This is a genomic window from Streptomyces sp. NPDC001270 (genome assembly GCF_042896695.1).
In the GTDB taxonomy this organism is placed as follows: domain Bacteria; phylum Actinomycetota; class Actinomycetes; order Streptomycetales; family Streptomycetaceae; genus Streptomyces.
Genome location: NZ_JBIAXM010000025.1, coordinates 1 through 17,580 on the forward strand (window position 1 = coordinate 1; position 17,580 = coordinate 17,580).

Consider the following 17,580-nt stretch of genomic DNA (forward strand, 5'->3'; position numbering starts at 1 on the left):
CCCGACACACCCAACAACTCCCCACCCATCCCCAACCACTGCGTCCCCTGACCCGGAAACACAAACACCCGACGCCCCTCCACATCCGCCACACCCGCGACCACCTGCGACGACGGAACACCCCCACCCAACGCCTCAAACCCCGAAACCACCTCACCCCGCGACCCCGCCAACACCACACCACGGTCGTCGAGTTGTGCCCGGCCGGTGATGAGCGTGCTCCCGAGTGCGGGCACGGACAGACCTTCGGTGTTCCGCGCGTACGCGGCCAGCCGCTGCGCCTGGCCGGCCAGGGCGGCGCGGCCACGGCCGGAGACGATCAGGGGAAGGGTCTCGGGGACGGGCTGTTCGTCCGGCTCACCGCCGGTGTCCGGGACGTGTTCCAGGATGACGTGGGCGTTGGTGCCGCTCACCCCGAACGACGACACACCCGCACGCCGCGGCCCGTCCGACTGCGGCCACTCCCGCGCCTCCGTCAGCAGCTCCACCGCACCCGAAGACCAGTCCACATGCGACGACGGCCGATCCACATGCAACGTCCGCGGCAACACCCCACGCCGCATCGCCTCCACCATCTTGATCACACCGGCCACACCCGCAGCCGCCTGCGCATGACCGATGTTCGACTTCAACGACCCCAGCCACAAAGGCTGTTCGGCCGACCGCTCCTGCCCGTATGTCGCCAGCAGCGCCTGCGCCTCGATCGGATCACCCAACGTCGTACCCGTACCGTGTGCCTCCACCGCGTCGACATCCGACGCCGACAACCGCGCACTCGCGAGCGCCGCACGGATCACCCGCTCCTGCGACGGACCATTCGGCGCCGTCAACCCGTTCGACGCACCATCCTGATTCACCGCCGACCCACGCACCACCGCCAGCACCCGACGCCCATGACGCCGCGCATCCGACAACCGCTCCAACAGCACCACACCCACACCCTCGGCCCACCCCGTACCGTCCGCCGCGTCCGCGAACGCCTTGCACCGCCCATCAGGCGCCAACCCCCGCTGCCGCGAGAACTCCACGAACGAGGTGGGCTGGGCCATGACGGCCACGCCGCCGGCCAGGGCGAGGGGGCACTCCCCGTTGTGCAGGGCCTGCGCGGCCAGGTGCATCGCCACGAGTGAGGAGGAGCAGGCGGTGTCGACCGTGACCGCGGGACCTTCAAGTCCCAGCGTGTAGGACACGCGGCCGGAGGCCACACTGCCCGAGTTGCCCGTACCGAGAAAACCCTCAAGCCCCTCCGGAACCTCATCGAGCTTGCTCGCGTAGTCGTGGTACATCACACCCGAGAAGACACCCACATCCCGGCCCTTGAGCGAGGTCGGGTCCAGACCGGCCCGCTCCAGCGCCTCCCACGACACCTCCAGCAGCAACCGCTGCTGCGGATCCATCGCCAACGCCTCCCGCGGCGAGATCCCGAACAGGCCGGCGTCGAAGTCACCGACGGCGTCCAGGAATCCGCCCTTGCGGACGTACGAGGTGCCCGTCCGGTCGGGGTCCGCGTCGAACAGGTTGTCCAGGTCCCAGCCGCGATCCGCCGGGAAGTCCACCAGACCCTCCCGCCCCTCGGCCACCAGCTCCCACAGCTCCTCCGGCGAGGTGACACCCCCCGGCAGCCGGCACGCCATCCCCACGATCGCGATCGGCTCGTCGGATGCGAGGGGGCGCGGGCGGGTGGCGACCGTGGTCTTCTCGCCGCCGAGCAGGCGCACCCGCAGGTGGCGGGCGACGGCTGCGGGGGTGGGGTGGTCAAAGGCCAGGGTGGCCGGCAGGGCGAGCCCCGTCTCGGCGGTGAGGCGGTTGCGCAGCGCAACGGCGGTCAGGGAGGTGAAGCCGAGTTCCCTGAAGGCCCGTTCGGGGGCTGTCACCGCGGTCGCGTCCGGATGCACCTCGGCCGCGGCGGCCCGCACCAGGTCCAGGAGTGTGCGGTCCTGTTCGGGTCTTGACAGGGTGGCAAGCCTGCGGCCGAGGTCGGTGGTGACGGCGGCGTCGGGCCGGGCCGACCTGGGCTGGGCGTCGATGAGGCCCAGCAGCGGGGCCGGCACGGCGGCGCCGAGGGACGCCGGCTCGGGGTGGAGTACGGCCAGGTGCGCGCCGCCGGTAGCGAGCGCCGCGTCGAACATGGCCAGGCTCTCCGTCGGCGGCAGCATGCCGACGCCGGAGGGCGCGGGCAGTTCGCTGCTGTCCCAGGGGCCCCACGCGAGGGACAGCGCGGGCAGGGCACGGGCGGTCCGGTGGCGTACCAGGGCGTCGAGGAAGGCGTCGGCGGCGGCCTCGGTGCCGCGTCCCGCCGTGCCGAGCAGCCCGTGGGACGCGGTGAGGACGAGGAACGCGGACAGCGCCGCCGAGGCGGTGCGGTGGTGCAGGTTGAGGGCACCTTCGACGGCCCGCCCGAGGTCGGTCGTGGGGGCGGCGCCGGTCGTGTGCACGACCGCGGTGAGCGGGTGTTCGTACGCGGTGAGCGCCGCGGCGAGTGTGCCGGGATCGGCCGGGTCGCCGGCGGCGAGGGTCACCTCGGCGCCCGCGGCCCGCAGTTCACCGGCCAGCTCCGCGGCGGTGGGGTCGGCGGTGCCGTGCGGGCTCAGCAGGAGCAGCCGGCGGGCGTGGTGCGCCGTCACCAGGTGGCGGGTGACCGTGGCGGCGGCGGTTCCGTCGGCGCCGGTCACCAGGGTGGCGCCCGCGAAGGCCGCGGGGTCGGACGGCTGCGGTTCGCCCTCGGCGGTCACCCGGATCAGCCGGGGCCGCAGGAACACCCCGTCACGGACGGCGAGTTGGGGTTCGCCGGCGGCGACGGCCGCCGGCAGGGCGGCGGCCGAGGTGTCCGCGGTGTCGAGGTCCACCAGGATCAGGCGGTCGGGGTGCTCGGCCTGGAGGGAGCGCACCAGGCCCCAGGCGGGCAGGCCGCCCGGTTCCTGGCCCTCCTCGGCGCCGCCGATGGCGACCGCGCCGCGCGTCAGCACGACGAGCCGGTCGGTGGACCGGCGGTCGGCGGCGAGCCAGTCCTCGATGCCGCGCCGGAGTCCGTCGACCGCGGTCCGTACGGCGTCCGCCGCCTGCCCGCTGTCCTGGTCGGCGTCCCCCGCGGTGGCGAACGGCCGTATGTCCGACGACAGGAGGGTGACCTCCGCCGCGTCGGTGTCCGTACCGGTGCCGGTGCTGGTGCTGGTGCTGGTGCTGGTGCCGGTGCCGGCTTCGACCGGCAGGCCGGCCGCCCGGAGCGCGTCGGCGACCGCGAAGGGGTCGGTGCCGAGCAGGGTCCAGCGTCCCGGGGCGGGGGCGCTGGGTACCGGTACGGAGGGCAGCGGGACCCAGTCGACCCGGAACAGCGACTCGTAGCGCCCGGCCCCGACGGCGCGCAGCCGGGCGGGCAGGTCGAGCAGGACGTGCCGGGTGGTCTTGCCGGAGGCGGTGCGGGGGATGCGGTCGATCTCGTACAGCTCCTCGGGGACCTTGTAGTACGAGAGCCGTTCCCGGCAGGTGGCCAGCAGCTGTTCTGGGTCGAGGCCCTCGGGTCCGGCGACCAGGAAGGCGACGGGCACCTCGCCGAGCACGTCATGCGGTTTGCCGACCACGGCGGCGTCGGCGACGCCGGGGACGGTGCGCAGGACCTCCTCCACCTCGACGGGGTGGATGTTCTCACCGCCGCGGATGATGAGTTCCTTGATCCTGCCGGTGATGACGAAGTAGCCGTCCGCGTCGCGGCGGGCCAGGTCGCCGGTGCGGTACCAGCCGTCCTGGAAGGCGTCGGCGGTGGCCTCGGGCTGGTTGTGGTAGCCGGCCATGACGCTGGGGCCGCGCACCCACACCTCGCCCTCGGCCCCGGCCGCGGCGTCCAGACCGGTGGTGGTGTCGACGAGGCGCACGCCGAGTCCGGGCACGGGGAGCCCGCAGGAGCCTTCGACGCGGGCGCCGACCGGCCAGTTGATGGTGATGGAGCCGCAGGTCTCGGTGGAGCCGTAGGCGTCCAGCAGCGGTGCGCCGAAGGACTCCTCGAAGGAGCGGCGCAGTTCGGCGGTGGTGATCGCGCCGCCGACGAGGCACATCCGCAGGGCGGGTGCCTGGAAGCCGCTCTCGCGGGCGGCCTGGACGAGATAGTGGTACATGGTCGGCACGCCGGCGAGGAACGTGGCGGAGTCGGCGCGCAGCGCGTCCAGCACCTCGTCCGCGGCGAAGCCGTCGAGGATGTGGGCGGTGGCGCCGACGGCGGTGACGCCGAGGACACAGGCGATGTGCGACAGGCTGTGGAAGAGGGGCAGCGGCCACACCACCCGGTCCGCGGCGGACAGCCCGGGGATGGGGACGTAGCAGGCGGCCACGGACCACAGGCAGTTGCGCTGGGTGGACATCACGCCCTTGGGGCGGCCGGTGGTCCCGGACGTGTAGAGGGTCCACGCGATGTCGTCGAGGCCGAGGTCGTCACGGGCCTGGGCGAGGGGTTCGGTGGCGGCCATGGTCTCGTAGGACACCGTGCCGAGTGGCGCGTCGTCCGGTATGCCCGCCTCGGCGGTGACGACGACCCGCAGCCCCGGCCGGCCGGCGACCAGCCGGGCCAGCTGCGGGGCGTGCGCCTCGTCGGTGATGACCACCTGGGCGCCGCTGTCGTCGAGGAGGTAGCCGAGTTCGGCGTCGGTGGCCCGTGGGTTGAGCGGTACGCCGACCGCGCTCGCGCGCACGACGGACAGATAGCTCTCGACCGTCTCCACCCGGTTGCCGAGCAGGATGGCGGCCCGGTCGCCGGGTTGCAGCCGCAGGTCGGCCAGGTGTCCGGCGATCCGGCGGGTGCGCAGTTCGAGTTCGGCGTAGGTGACGCTGCGCCGCGCGTCGTGGAAGGCGACCTTGTCCCCGTGGGTCTCGGCGTGCGAGCGTAGCAGCTCGGGCAGTGGCCGAATGAGTTCGGTGCGCAGCATGTCACCACATCCCTTGTCTGCGGGCAGACATCATGTGTCGGGGGCCCGGCCGAAAACGGTGCGGGCCGAACGGGGAGCTTTCCTCCGCGGCCGTGCGTGCCACTGGAGAGTCTGGATCGGCATTCCGCCTCTATGACCCCTGTGCCACCCCCTACGGCATCCCTAAATTCCTGGGCGGGTGGTCTTTCGTCCGGGGCGCGTGGAATGAGAGTGACGCCGACACTAGGCTCGGGCCCATGACGCGCAATTGGTTGTTCGTCCGCCTTCTCGAACACCCCGCCTCGGCGCCGGGTGCGGAGAGAGCGTTATTCCCGTCGCTCGTTTCCGAACTGGTCGACCAGGTGCGTTCCGCGGACACCGACGCACGTTGGTACTTCGAACCCCTGGAGGGCCGACCGGGTCCGCACCTCGGGCTGTGGCTGTTTTCCCGGCCCGGGATTCTCCAGGACGCCAGGAGGGATCTGGACCGGGCCGCCGCGGAACGCGGCCGTTCGGTTGTCTGGGACCACTATGAACCGCCCATGTCGAAATATCTCGATCACGCCACGGTGGATCTCGCCGCCCGGCTGGCCACGGCGTCCAGCGATCTGACGCTCGGTCTGCTGCGGGCCCGCTCGGCGTGCGGGCCGCTGGAATCGGTCTCCGGTATCAGCGTTCCGTTTCTGCATCTGGCACAGCTCACCGAGTTGCTCGCGCCGGAGGAAGGGGTCCCGTTCCTGTTCCAGTGCTGGCAGCACTGGTCGAACGAGCTGCCGGCGCAGCGCCGCGCGGAGCTGTCCGTACTGCGCCGGCCGGCGCTGGAACGCGCCCTGCGGCAACTGGCGGGGCTGCGGTGGGCCGGAGCCGAGTACGCCGGGCACTGGGAGCGTTACGCGCTCACGGTGCGCTCGCTGGTCGAGGGGTGTACGACGACGGCGCCGGTGAGTTACCTGCTGTTCGACCACGCCCATCTGACGCATCGGCGGCTGGGGGTCGACGTCGCCGACGAGGCGCTGGCGGCGCACGCCCTGCGGACGGCGCTGCGCACCGGGGTGGCGCTGCCCGAGCCCGTCTCCGCCCTGCTCGCCCGGACCCCTCAACCAGTCTGACCCGCCGGCACCCGCACGCGCACGCAGCGAGGGGCCCGCTCGTCGTCCTCGACGAGCGGGCCCCTCGCTGCTGCCCGGCCGGGTGCCGGCGGGTCAGTGCACCGGTACCCGGGGCAGCAGCGCATGCAGTTCCGCCGGGCTGCGCAGCACGGCGTCCGGCTGTTCGGCGAGCAGTTCCGCCTCGACGGTCTCGCCCCACAGCGCGGCGACCGCGTACACGCCGGCGGCGCGGGCGCTCTGCAGGTCGGTGACGGCATCGCCGATCATCAGCGCGTTGCCGGGCGGCACGTCCAGCAGGTCGAGCGCCCGCAGGACCATGTCGGGGGCGGGTTTCGCGCGCGGTACCTCGTCCCCGCCGATGACGTGGTCGAACAGGGGCAGGATGCCGAGCCGGTCCAGCAGCGACCGGGCCCGCACACCGCTCTTGCCGGTGGCGACGGCGAGTCCGATGCCGCGGGCGCGCAGGCCGGCCAGCAGGTCCGGTATGCCGTCGAACATGGTGACTTCGTGGGCGAGCCGGTAGCTCTCGCGCACGAACGGTTCCTCCATCTCCAGGGGCAGCCCCATGATGCGCATGATGTCGGGGAAGTAGCGCCCCAGATGCCGGTTGTACTCGTCGAAGGGGGCCGGGCCGTCCCCCACCACCTCGGCGTACGCCACTGTGAACGCCTCGCGCATGACCGCGAAGCTGTCCACGAGGACGCCGTCCATGTCGAACACCACGGCCAGGGGTCCGTGCCGCTCGTCGAGCAGCGGGCCGCCGGGCCGGGCCGGGTTGTTGTCGTCCTCCATGAGGTCTCCTCACTCCGTGCGGCCACCGGGTGGCGGAATCAACGGGCGCCCTGTCCGGCCGGCACGGCCGGCCGGCCGGCGCGTCGGGCCGAGCGGTAGAGGCGTTCGATCGCGCCGATGGTCAGCCGGGTCTCGGTGGCGGCCCGGCCGCGGGCCGCCGGGTCGGCCAGCATCCGGGGCAGTTCGTCCAGTTGGCGCTGGTACTCGGCGCCGATGGGCTCGTCGGGTACGGGCACCGGCTCGGTACGGCCGTCCCGGGTGAGGGTCAGCCGGGAGCCGCCCGCCCGGTTGGGGCTGAAGCCGAACGTGCAGCGCAGTGCGGCGGTGCCGGCCGCGCCCTCGACCGTGATGCGGGTGACGTCGTACTGCTCGTGCGAGGCCCAGCTGGCGCGGAGCGCCACCGAGACCCCGTTGGCGGCGACGAGGAAGCCCCGTGCGGTGTCCTCCACGTCGCCCGCGCCGTCCACGGCCGGGTCCCCGGGCCGGGTGCCCCGCCACGCCGCCCCGGCGGTCGCGCTGCCGAGGAAGTCGTCGGAGAGGGTGCCCACGACCTGGTCGAAGCCGACTCCCGGGCCGATCAGCGGCATGGCCGTGTCGAGCAGGTGCCAGCCCAGGTCGACCAGGGCGCCGCCGCCCGCGAGGGTGCGGTGGGTGAACCAGCCCCCCGCGTCGGGCACGCCACGTGCCCGGACCCAGGAGACGTCGATGTGCCGGACGGGCCCGAGGCCGGCGGCCAGTTCGCCCAGGGCCCGTACGTCCGCCCGGTGGCGGGCGGCGCTGCCGGACAGCAGGACCGCGTCGGCGGACCGTTCGGCGCGGGCCAGCAGGTCCGCCTCGGCGGAGTCCAGGCAGACGGGTTTCTCCACGAAGACCGAGGTGTTCCCGGTGAGCAGCCGGGCGGCGACCTCGGCGTGCAGGTGGTTGGGGACCGCGACGACGGCGAGGTCCACCGTCGTCGCGGACAGTTCGTCGAGGGTGGCCAGCGACCGGGCGCCGGGGACCTGCGCCAGTGCCTCGGCGCGGGCCGGTTCGCTGGGATCCACGACGGCGGTCACCTCGAAGGCGGGGTGACGGCGCAGCCGGGGCAGCCAGAGGGTGCGCCCGGCCCAGCCCAGGCCGACGACGGCCACCCGCAGGGGCGGGCCGGAGTGCGTGGCAGCCGGCCGGACGGGGCTCATGTGGTGGCCAGGACGTGCTCGACGATGCCGGCTATCCGGCCCACCTGCTCCTCGTCCGCGAGCAGGGTCCGGTGGTGCAGCCAGATGGTGTCGCCGCTGATGGCCTCGGAGTTCGGGCAGCGGGCGGCGATGGCCTCGACGCTCTCCTGGGGTGCGCCGGTCTCCCAGAAGCCGGGGGTGCGGTAGATGGCGCGGAAGGCCGCGAAGGCGGGCAGTCCGCGGGCCACCAGGGCGTCGACGACGGCGTTGCGGCGCTCCTCGCCGATGCCGGGCACCCGGAACATGGCCATGTAGTGCGGGATGCGGTCGTTGCGGTCGTCCCGGCTCTGCGGGACGACGCCCGTGATGGCGGCGAGCTGGTCGGCCAGCAGCGGCCAGCGTGCCTCCCGGGTGGTGATCTGTTCGTCCAGGCGGCGGAGCTGGGCCCGCAGTACGGAGGCGGAGAACTCGTTGAGGCGGAAGTTGGAGCCGGAGGTCTGGTGGAAGTAGTGGCGGTCGGTCGGCGGCCTGCCGCAGCTGTGCCGCAGGAAGGCGGTCTGGTGGGACTCGGCGTCGGGGAAGAGCACGGCGCCGCCCTCGCCGGCGGTCATCAGCTTGCCGTTCTGGAAGCTGAACGCGGCGATCGAGCCGAGTTCGCCCGCCTTCTTGCCGTGCCACTGGGCGCCGTGGGCGTGCGCGGCGTCCTGGATGAGCGGCACGCCGGCGTCGGCGGACAGCTTGGCCAGCGCGTCCATGTCGGCGAAGTGCCCGGCCATGTGGACCGGCATGATGGCGGCCGTCCGGGAGGTGACGGCGGCGGCCGCGGCCTCGGGGTCGATGTTGTAGGTGCCGGGGTCGACGTCCACCGGGACGGCCACCGCGCCGAGGCGCTGGGCGGCCTGGGAGGAGGAGATGAAGGTGAAGGCCGGCACGATGACCTCGGTGCCGGGGCCCACACCGAGCACCTGGAGTGCGAGTTCGAGTGCGTGGGTGCCGTTGGTGACGGCCAGGGCGTGTGCGGAGCCGTGGTAGTCGGCGAACTCGCGCTCGAAGGCGTCGACTTCGCCGCCGCCCATCCGCCACCACTGCCCCTGCTCCAGGGCCCGGATCAGACCGATCCGCTCCTCGTCGCTGTACTGGGGCCAGTCGGGGAATTCCGGGGCCTGCAGCGGATTCCCGCTCATCAATTCACCGTCTTTTCATGGGAGGAAAACCGTTCCGGGAAGCATCCGGATCCATGGCGCGCAGAATTGGGCCATTGCGGGGACCGGACGACTGCCAGCACGCTAGCGAACACCGAACGGCGTTGTCATCTCCCCTATGTTCACCCCTACAGCCCCCTTGTCCAGGAATTATGCGAACGATCAGGTGCAAGGGTTCCGAGGGCGCTGGATAGGCTCGTTCCGTCATCGATCACACGGGCCGACCGGCTCTACGAACGAGGTGAATCTTGAGCAGCGTACTCCTGCTGAACGGGCCGAACCTGGGCATTCTCGGCCGCCGGGAACCCGAGATATACGGAACCGATACGCTGGCCGATATCGAGGAGGCCGTTGCCGCGGAAATCGAGTCCCGCGGCTGGAAGGTGCGCTCCGTCCAGGACGATTCGGAGGGCGCGCTCGTCCGGGCGGTGAACGACAGTCAGGACACCGTGGGTGCCGTGGTGAATCCGGGTGCGCTGATGATCGCGGGCTGGAGCCTGCGGGACGCGCTGGCCGCCTATCCGCGTCCGTTCGTGGAGGTGCACATCTCGAACGTGTGGGCCCGCGAGCCGTTCCGGCACGAATCGGTGCTGGCGCCGCTGGCCGCTGGGGTGATCGTGGGTCTCGGCTCGTTCGGCTACCGTCTCGCGGCCCGCGCCCTGGTGGAGAAGGTCCCCTCCTGACCACGGCGCGTCGCGCGGCCCGGCCCCTTCCCGGGGCCGGGCCGCGTGGCGTCGGGTCACGTCAGCTGCCGATGCTCTGCGGGTGGTTGAAGAAGTTGTCCGGGTCGTAGGCGTTCTTCACGCGGACCAGACGGTCGTAGTTGCCGCCGTAGTACGCCTGTTGCCAGTCCGTCAGCCGCTCGTCGGGGAAGTTGATGTACGAGTGGCCCGTGGACAGCGGGTCGATGATGCCGTAGCCGCGGTCGACCCAGGTCCGGGTGACCGCCTCCTCCTCGGCGGACGGGGCGGGGCTGGGCAGGGCGGCCCCGATGCCGACGAGGAACTGGGTGTCGCGGTGCCAGAAGGCCGTGTCGGTGCGGCCGGGCCGGGTCGCGGCGCCGCCGAGGTGGTTGAAGCCGAGGAAGCGGGTGTGGCCGGCGTACCGGTCGGCGTCGAAGGCGGCCAGGGTGGCGGCGAGGGCCGAACCCGTGAGCGGCTTGGCGAACAGCCGGTGCCGCTCGCGCAGGGCGCCGCCGCGCGGGATGGTGCCCTCGTCGTTCTGTCCGACGCGGTGGCACTGCTTCACGGTGATCTGGTCGCAGCCGTAGACGTGCATCATCACCTCGTCGTACGGCAGTTCCGTGACGGACCGGCTCAGCGGCTGGGCGCCGGTCGCGGACGTCAGGGCGGCGAGGCCGGCCTCAAGATCCGCCTGGGCACCCCAGTAGCCCCCGTTGAGCGTGACCATCGGTGTGGTGCCGGGAGCCGCGTCGGGCAGGAGGACGCCCAGCGAGGAACCCAGGTTGCCCGCGTCGGCCAGGCTCCACTGCTGCCATGCCTCAAGCAGGTCCTTCGCCTTGTCCCAGGGCCAGGTCGTGGCGAAGTAGACGCCGCGCGGCTGGTCGATCGGCCGCACCTCGAAGTCGACCAGGATGCCGAAGTTGCCGCCGCCACCGCCGCGCAGCGCCCAGTAGAGGTCGGGCTCCCGGGTGGCGGACGCGGTCACCAGGCTGCCGTCGGCGAGCACGGCACGGGCGGACACCAGCCGGTCGCTGCCCAGCCCGAACTTGGCGGTCTGGTACCCGATGCCGCCGCCGGTCAGGAACCCGCCGGGACAGACCGTCGGGCAGGTGCCGGTGACGATCTGCTTGTTGTACGGCTTGAGCGCGGCCAGCGCCTCGACCGACATCGCGCCGGGGCCGACCCGGACGGTGGAGCCGGTGACCTGGACGTGCTTGATCCGGGACACGTCGATGACGATGCCCTCGCCGGTGGACCAGCCGGCGAAGTTGTGGCCGCCGCTGCGCGTGCGGGCCGGTATCGCGTTGTCCTGGGCGAACCGCACGGCGGTGGCCACGTCGCCGGGGGTCTCGCAGTAGGCGATGCCCTGCGGGTGGATCGCGTCGTACTCGGCGACGGCCAGTTGCTTGGCGATGTCGTAGCCGCTGTCCGCGGGCAGGACGACATCGCCCTGCAGCTGGGCGCGGAGCTGGTCCCAGGGCACGGCGGTGGAGCTCCTGCGTCCGGCCGCCGCAGGCGCCGCGCCCATGCTGCCGGCCACCGCCAGAGCACCGCCCAGCTGGAGAACTGATCGTCGGGTGATCACGCGTTGCTGCCTCTCTGCTCGCTCTGCAGGACGGTTCGAAGCTATGAACCAAGACATCCCGACTGGAACCCCTATGCCTCCCCTGACCTGCGAGGACACTGCCGTGAACAGCAAACCTGCGGCTTCGGGGGCGACTTATCCTGCAGCCGTCGCGAGGCCGGACCGTCCGGCTGTGCGGGCGGCGGAGGGGGCCATGGGCTATCTGGGGATCGACGTCGGGGGCACCAAGGTGGCACTGCGACTGGAAGCGGAGGGGCAGGATCCGGTGGAGTCCGTCTTCCGCTGGCCGCAGCGCGCGCCGTCCGCCGACGCGGACGTCGCCGAACTGCGCCGGCACACGGACGCGTTGCTCTGCCGGTGGCGGCGGCCGGTCACCTCGGTGGGGGTCGCCATGCCCGCCACGGTGAACGAGGCGGGGCGGGTCTCGGCCTGGCCGGGGCGGCCGGCCTGGCAGGGCCTCGATCTGCGTGGCGCGTTCGGTGCGTTGTTCCCGGGCACGGCGGTCCGGATGGCGGACGACGGTGACCTCGCGGCGCTCGCCGAGGCGGACGCGGCGGGCTGCCGGAACGTGGTCTACCTCGGGGTGGGCACCGGGATCGGCGGGGGCATCGTGCACGACGGTCGCCCGTTCCCGGGGCCCGCCGCGGGCTCATGCGAAATCGGTCACATGACGGTCGATCGATTCGGGCCAAGGTGCGGGTGCGGACGACTCGGTTGTCTGCAGGCGCTCGCGTCCGGGCCCGCCACCCTCGGCCGGGCCGCCGGACTCGTCGGCCGGGACGTGGGATTCGCGGATCTGCGGGAGGCCGTGGCGGGGCGGTGGCCCTGGGCGGCGGCCGCGCTGCGCGAGACCTGCTCGGCGCTGGCCGCGGCGGTGGTGAGCCTGGCGGAACTGGCCCACCCCGAACTCGTGGTGATCGGCGGCGGGTTCGCCGACGGTCTGCCCGCTCTGGTCCCCGAGGTGGCCGCCCGCGCGGCGGAGCTGGCCCGCCCGGGCGGACCGCGCCCGGTGATCAGAGGCGCCGCCCTGGGCGGCCTCTCCTCGCTGTACGGGGCGCTGCTGCTGGCCCGCGAGGAGTAGCGGACGGCACGCATCGGCGTCACGCGGACTCGGGGGCGATTTCAGGCCGTCTGTCAAGCCCCCGGTCCGAAGGGATGTTGACAGAGGTACGGTGCTGTCTGATTGTCTCGGCTTCACCGGGAGCGGCAATGAGGCCACTCATCCGGGTTCGGACCGAGTCGACTACTCGCCTGAATCCACTGCGGAACGAGTGGACGGGGGTTGCTGTGCGGTTCCAGATCCTAGGCCCGATGGAGATCACGGGCGTCGACGGGCCTGTCCAACTGGGCGGGCTCAATCAGCGGGCCGTTCTGGGCTACCTGCTTCTCAATGCGAACAAGGTAGTCGCCACCAGCAGCATCATCCGAGCCGTCTGGGGCCACGACGCCCCCCGTACCTGTCGCAAGATGGTGCAGAACGCGGTCGCCGGGCTGCGCCGGATCCTCGCCGCCGCCCCCGACGTCTCGCTCCAGACCCGCTCGCCCGGCTATCTGCTCACGGTCAATCCACGGCATGTCGATCTGTCGATGTTCCAGATCCTCGCCGACCAGGGACGCCGGCATCTCGCGGCCGAGGAGTGGCAGGCCGCCTCCACGGCGCTGCGCAAGGCCCTCGCCCTGTGGCACGGCCCGGTCCTCGCGGACCTGACGGAGGCGGGCATCGCCTGGCCCGAACAGGAAGTCGTCCGCAACGAGCGGCTGACCGCCCTGGAGGACTGCGCCGAGGCGGAGCTGGCCCTCGGCAAGCACTGGGACCTGGTGGGCGAGCTGGAGCGCGCCTCCTCCTGCACCCCCGTCCGGGAGCGGCTGAGCGGCCAGCTGATGCTGGCGCTGTACCGGTGCGGCCGGCAGCCCGAAGCGCTCGCCGCCTACCAGCGCACCCGGGCGGCGCTGGCCGACGAGTTCGGGCTCGACCCGGGTCCCGAACTCCTCGACATGGAGCGGGCCATACTGACCCACGCGCCGGAACTCGCCCTGCCCGGCGGCCACCCCGTGGACGAGTCGGCCCACGCTCCCTCCAACCTGCGGCTGCTCAGCTCCTATCCGCGGGCCGCCGAACCGTCGGACGGTCCGCCCCGGTCCGCCAAGACGTCGCACAGACTCGTCACGCCGTCGGTCCCGGGCCACTTCGGCACGCTCGAACCCGTCGCCCGGATGCCCGTGATGATCGAGCGCAAGCGGGTGTCGGTGCTGCTGATGCGCGCGCAGCGCCCACAGCTCGCGGGGCCCGAGGACCCCGAGCAGGCGGACGCCCTGCACAAGGCACTGACCTGGGTCGTACGCAGCGAGGTGCAGCGGTTCGGCGGGATACTGCGCTCCGCCGTGGGCGGCACCTGGCTCGCCCTGTTCGGCGTACCGCAGCTGCACGAGAACGATCCGGAGCGTGCCGTGCGCGCCGCCCTCGCGATCCGGGACCGGGTGGCCCAGGCACCGAGCGTCTGCCGGCTATCCGTCTCCACCGGCGAGATGATCGTCACCTTCGAGTCCGAGAACCACACCGAGCCCACGGAGGTGACCGGCCAGGTCCTCGACCGCTGCCAGCGGTTGCTGGACTCCGCCGAGCCGGGCGAGCTGAAGGTCTGCGAGTGCACGGTGCGGATCGTCGGCGAAGCCTGCGCCGGCGGCGGGGACACCTGGGGGCTGGGGAGCCCCGCGCCGCGCGGTGCGCCGACCGAGCCGGCCCCGCCGTTCCTCGGCCGGGAGCGCGAGATCGAGGTCCTGAGCGGGCTGCTCGGGGACATGCTGCGCCGGCAGCGGCCGCATCTGGTGACGGTGATCGGGGAACCGGGCCTGGGCAAGAGCAGGCTCGTCGCCGAGTTCCTGCGTACGCGCGGGGCCGGGCCGGGCACGCATCGTCCCGGAGTCCCGCGCGTCGCGCCCACCGTGCTCAGCGGCCGTGTCTCGTCCTTCGGTGAAGGCACCTCGGCGGCGCCGCTGGTGTCGGTGATCCGGACGTACGCGGGGATCGAGCCCGGCGACAGTCCGGGCGTCGCGGACCGCAAGCTGGAACAGATGGTGCAGGACCTGGTCGGCGACGGCGCAGCGGGCACCGAACTGCTGTGTGCGGTGCGCCCCTGTCTGTCGATGCGCCAGGGCGGCGATCCGCTCGCCCCGGACGCGTTCCGCCGGTTCTTCCGGGCCTGGCGGCAGCTCGTCGAGGAGATCGCCGCGCGGCGGCCGCTCCTGGTGGTCCTGGAGGACATGCACCTGGCGGCGGAGGAGTTGATGGACGCCGTCTCGGAGTTCGTGGAACAGCTGGCGCCGGTGCCGCTGATGCTGCTGGCGACGGCCCGGCCCGAGCTGCTCCAGACGCGTCCGCGGTGGACCTGCGGCAAGCGGGACGCCCTGGTCATGACCCTGGATCCGCTGCCGGACCAGGTGATCGCACGGCTGATGAGCAGCCTCGGCAACACGGCGGACGCGGAGCTGATCGCCCGGGTGGGCGGGAACCCGCTGTTCGCCAAGGAGTACGTGCAGGCGCTGAGCGCGGACATCGGTACGGAGCTGGTGCCGCTGCCCGACGTGGTGCAGACGGTGATAGCGGCCCGGCTCGACACGCTGCTGCCGGTGCAGAAGGCCGTGCTGCTGGACGCCTCGGTGCTCGGCGACACCGTGTGGGTGGGCGCGGTGGCCGCGCTCGGCGACCGCGACCGGGAGGAGGTGGCCCGCCATCTCGCGCACCTGGAGCGCAGGCACTTCCTGCACCGGCGCCGGCGGACCGCGATCCCGGGTGAGGTCGAGTACGCGTTCCGGCAGCTGCTGGTGCGTGAGGTCGCGTACTCCCAGCTGCCGCGCACCACGAGGGCGGTGAAACGCCATCTCGCGGACGACTGGCTCAACGAGGTGGCGGCCCACCGTCCCGCCGGGCCCACGGGCCGCCCGGGCCGCAGGTCCACGGGGGTACCGAACGGCAGCGCGAGCGCGTACTGAGCGGGCCGCGTCCGCCGCGCGGCGGACGCCCCGGAAGGGCGCGGGGAAGTACGCGACCGGCCACGACGCGGTCACGGTCGCCGGTCGTGGCCGTCCGCTGGAGGTCGTCCCCCAGCGGTCGTCCGATCGAGGGTCGTCCGATCATCAAGGTCGTCCCCTTGCGGTCGGCCGTCCCCTCGCGGTCGTCCGATCGAGGTCGTCCCCTCGCGGCCGTCCGACGGGCCCGGCACGGCCCGGCCTGGGCAGTGCCATTGCGTCGGACGGCGCACCGCCTTGAGCGGCCCGCGTCAGGCGTACGCGTAGAAGCCCCGGCCGGACTTGCGGCCGAGGAGGCCGCCCTCGACCATCCGCAGCAGCAGGGCGGGCGGCGCGTACAGGGGTTCCTTGAACTCCTCGTACATGGCCTCGGCGATCGAGACCGTGGTGTCGAGTCCGATCAGATCGGCGAGGCGCAGCGGGCCGAGCGGGTGCGAGCAGCCCTGGACCATGCTCTGGTCGATCACCTCGGCGGTGGCCAGTCCGGCGTCGACCATCCTGATGGCGGACAGCAGGTAGGGGAACAGCAGCGCGTTGACGATGAAGCCGGCCCGGTCGGGGGCGCTGACCGGCTGTTTCCCGAGTACGTCGGTGACGAACCGGGTGGCTCGCCGCGCGACCGAGTCCGCCGTCAGCACCGAGGGGATGATCTCGACCAGCGGCAGCACCGGCGCGGGGTTGAAGAAATGTATCCCGACCACGTGGTCCGGTCGCTCGGTGGCCCGGGCCAGCCGCACGATGGGGATGGACGAGGTGTTGGACGCGAGCAGGGCGTCCGGGCTCTGCACGATCTTGTCGAGGGTGGTGAACAGCTCGCGTTTGAGGGCTTCGTTCTCCGTCACCGCCTCGATCACCAGCTGGCGGTCGGCGAGTTCGCCCAGATCGCGGGTGAACCGGACCCGGTCGAGCGTCGCCTGACGCGCCTCCTCGCTGATCTTCCCCTTGGCGACGGCGCGGTCGAGTACGGCGGTCAGCCGTCCGGGGCCCGACTCCAGCGAGGCGTCGGAGGAGACGGTGACGACGACGTCGAGTCCGGCGGCGGCGCACAACTGGGCGATGCCCATGCCCATGACGCCGCTGCCGACGACTCCGATCCGGCTGACGGTCCCCTCGTGCCGGTCGCTGCTCGTGCCGGTCATGCGGCGGCTCCCCAGGTCAGCAGTGACGCTCCGATGGACATGCCGCCCCCGAACCCGGTGAGCAGCACGAGGTCACCCCGGTGGAGCGCCCCGTCCCGGTTGGCCTCGTCGAGGGCGACGGGCACGGAGGCGCTGCCCATGTTCCCGTATTTGTGCAAGGTGCGGTGCGTGGTCGCGTTGCCGAGGCCGGCGCGGACCACGAGGTCGTCCAGCATGACCCCGTTGGCCTGGTGGGGGACGAAGTGCCGCACCTGGTCGAGCGGCACGCCAACGCGTTCCGCCAGTCCGGACAGGGCCCGCGGCACCTGGTCGGCGACGAAGTCGCGGACGCCGCGGCCGTCCATCCGGAAGAAGTGCCCGCCGGTCGCGACGGTCTCGGCGGACGCCGGGGTGCGGCTGCCGCCGGCCTCGACCCGGATGAGCTGGTGGGCGTCGCCTCGGCTGGCGAGTTCGACACCGACGATCCCGTACGGGGCCGGTACCGCGCCGACGACCGCGGCGCCGGCTCCGTCGGCGAACAGCACGGCGGTCCTGCGGTCGTCGAAATCGAGAATCCGGGAGTAGACGTCGGCGCCGATGACGAGGGCCAGGGCGTCGGGCCGGACGGTGACCAGGCTGTCCGCGAGCGCGAGCGCGTAGACGAAGCCGCTGCACACGGCGTTGATGTCGAAGCAGGCGGCCGAACGGGCGTCCAGTCCGTCCTGGACCAGGCAGGAGGTGGGCGGCTGCGGGAAGTCACCGGTGGAGGTCGCGACGATGATGTAGTCGAGCCGGTCCGCGGTCAGCCCTGCCTGGGCGAGGGCGGCGGCGCCCGCCCGGACGGCCAGGTCCGAGGTCGCCTCGTGCGGGGCGGCGTAGCGCCGGGAGCGGATCTGGGTCTTGCGCTCGATCCAGTCCGGGGTGACGCCGACCCGCCCGGCCACTTCGTCGTTGCCGACCTCGTGCTTCGGCACGTACGACCCGGTCGAGAGGATGCCGGTGCGTGCCTTCGCCAT

Annotated in this window: 11 protein-coding genes; 4 read left to right on the plus strand and 7 right to left on the minus strand. The window is 72.6% G+C overall.

What is annotated here, in order from left to right:
* A partial coding sequence (locus ACFY2B_RS32720) for a beta-ketoacyl synthase N-terminal-like domain-containing protein (RefSeq protein ID WP_390766695.1) occupies positions 1 to 4,913 on the minus strand: 4,913 nt, incomplete at its 3' end.
* A gap of 236 nt (positions 4,914 to 5,149) precedes the next feature.
* Between ACFY2B_RS32720 and ACFY2B_RS32725 the strand changes: the two genes are divergently transcribed.
* Positions 5,150 to 6,001 (plus strand): lantibiotic dehydratase C-terminal domain-containing protein, encoded by an 852-nt coding sequence (locus ACFY2B_RS32725; protein ID WP_390766696.1) that lies wholly within the window; start codon positions 5,150 to 5,152, stop codon positions 5,999 to 6,001.
* A 93-nt stretch (positions 6,002 to 6,094) separates the two neighbouring features.
* On the opposite strand, the gene ACFY2B_RS32730 is transcribed toward ACFY2B_RS32725, so the two are convergent.
* From ACFY2B_RS32730 to ACFY2B_RS32740, 3 genes are read right to left on the minus strand one after another with little or no spacing between them, the layout of a single operon-like run.
* Complete coding sequence (locus ACFY2B_RS32730; RefSeq protein ID WP_390766697.1) at positions 6,095 to 6,793, minus strand: HAD-IA family hydrolase; 699 nt, start codon at positions 6,791 to 6,793, stop codon at positions 6,095 to 6,097.
* Positions 6,794 to 6,831: 38 nt separating this feature from the next.
* Positions 6,832 to 7,971 carry a Gfo/Idh/MocA family protein gene (locus tag ACFY2B_RS32735; protein ID WP_390766698.1) on the minus strand — a complete coding sequence of 380 codons (1,140 nt, stop codon included), beginning with the start codon at positions 7,969 to 7,971 and terminating at the stop codon, positions 6,832 to 6,834.
* Positions 7,968 to 9,134: a DegT/DnrJ/EryC1/StrS family aminotransferase gene (locus tag ACFY2B_RS32740; protein ID WP_390766699.1), complete on the minus strand. Its 1,167-nt coding sequence runs from the start codon at positions 9,132 to 9,134 to the stop codon at positions 7,968 to 7,970. The genes ACFY2B_RS32735 and ACFY2B_RS32740 overlap by 4 nt, the downstream gene beginning before the upstream one ends.
* A gap of 266 nt (positions 9,135 to 9,400) precedes the next feature.
* Here ACFY2B_RS32740 and ACFY2B_RS32745 point away from each other — a divergent pair, with 266 nt between their 5' ends.
* Positions 9,401 to 9,835, plus strand: a complete 435-nt coding sequence (locus ACFY2B_RS32745; RefSeq protein WP_390766700.1) for a type II 3-dehydroquinate dehydratase — start codon at positions 9,401 to 9,403, stop codon at positions 9,833 to 9,835.
* 61 nt (positions 9,836 to 9,896) lie between these two features.
* On the opposite strand, the gene ACFY2B_RS32750 is transcribed toward ACFY2B_RS32745, so the two are convergent.
* Positions 9,897 to 11,420 (minus strand): FAD-binding oxidoreductase, encoded by a 1,524-nt coding sequence (locus ACFY2B_RS32750; RefSeq protein WP_390766701.1) that lies wholly within the window; start codon positions 11,418 to 11,420, stop codon positions 9,897 to 9,899.
* 193 nt (positions 11,421 to 11,613) lie between these two features.
* On the opposite strand from ACFY2B_RS32750, the gene ACFY2B_RS32755 reads away from it, so the two are divergent.
* Together ACFY2B_RS32755 and ACFY2B_RS32760 are read left to right on the plus strand one after the other, a co-directional pair.
* Positions 11,614 to 12,501, plus strand: a complete 888-nt coding sequence (locus ACFY2B_RS32755) for an ROK family protein (protein WP_390766702.1) — start codon at positions 11,614 to 11,616, stop codon at positions 12,499 to 12,501.
* Between the two features lie 230 nt (positions 12,502 to 12,731).
* Entirely contained in the window at positions 12,732 to 15,410 is a 2,679-nt protein-coding gene (locus ACFY2B_RS32760; protein ID WP_390766703.1) for a BTAD domain-containing putative transcriptional regulator, read from the plus strand.
* Positions 15,411 to 15,697: 287 nt separating this feature from the next.
* Here ACFY2B_RS32760 and ACFY2B_RS32765 read toward each other — a convergent pair whose 3' ends face one another.
* Positions 15,698 to 16,585: a 3-hydroxybutyryl-CoA dehydrogenase gene (locus ACFY2B_RS32765; protein ID WP_390766704.1), complete on the minus strand. Its 888-nt coding sequence runs from the start codon at positions 16,583 to 16,585 to the stop codon at positions 15,698 to 15,700.
* Positions 16,582 to 17,580: a 3-oxoacyl-ACP synthase III family protein gene (locus ACFY2B_RS32770; RefSeq protein WP_390766705.1), complete on the minus strand. Its 999-nt coding sequence runs from the start codon at positions 17,578 to 17,580 to the stop codon at positions 16,582 to 16,584. The genes ACFY2B_RS32765 and ACFY2B_RS32770 overlap by 4 nt, the downstream gene beginning before the upstream one ends.

Coding starts and splice junctions, on each gene's coding strand:
- ACFY2B_RS32725 (WP_390766696.1), top strand. CDS start 5,150: ATGACGCGCAATTGGTTGTTCGTCCGCCTTCTCGAACACCCCGCCTCG.
- ACFY2B_RS32730 (WP_390766697.1), bottom strand. CDS start 6,793: ATGGAGGACGACAACAACCCGGCCCGGCCCGGCGGCCCGCTGCTCGAC.
- ACFY2B_RS32735 (WP_390766698.1), bottom strand. CDS start 7,971: ATGAGCCCCGTCCGGCCGGCTGCCACGCACTCCGGCCCGCCCCTGCGG.
- ACFY2B_RS32740 (WP_390766699.1), bottom strand. CDS start 9,134: ATGAGCGGGAATCCGCTGCAGGCCCCGGAATTCCCCGACTGGCCCCAG.
- ACFY2B_RS32755 (WP_390766702.1), top strand. CDS start 11,614: ATGGGCTATCTGGGGATCGACGTCGGGGGCACCAAGGTGGCACTGCGA.
- ACFY2B_RS32760 (WP_390766703.1), top strand. CDS start 12,732: ATGGAGATCACGGGCGTCGACGGGCCTGTCCAACTGGGCGGGCTCAAT.
- ACFY2B_RS32765 (WP_390766704.1), bottom strand. CDS start 16,585: ATGACCGGCACGAGCAGCGACCGGCACGAGGGGACCGTCAGCCGGATC.
- ACFY2B_RS32770 (WP_390766705.1), bottom strand. CDS start 17,580: ATGGCGAAGGCACGCACCGGCATCCTCTCGACCGGGTCGTACGTGCCG.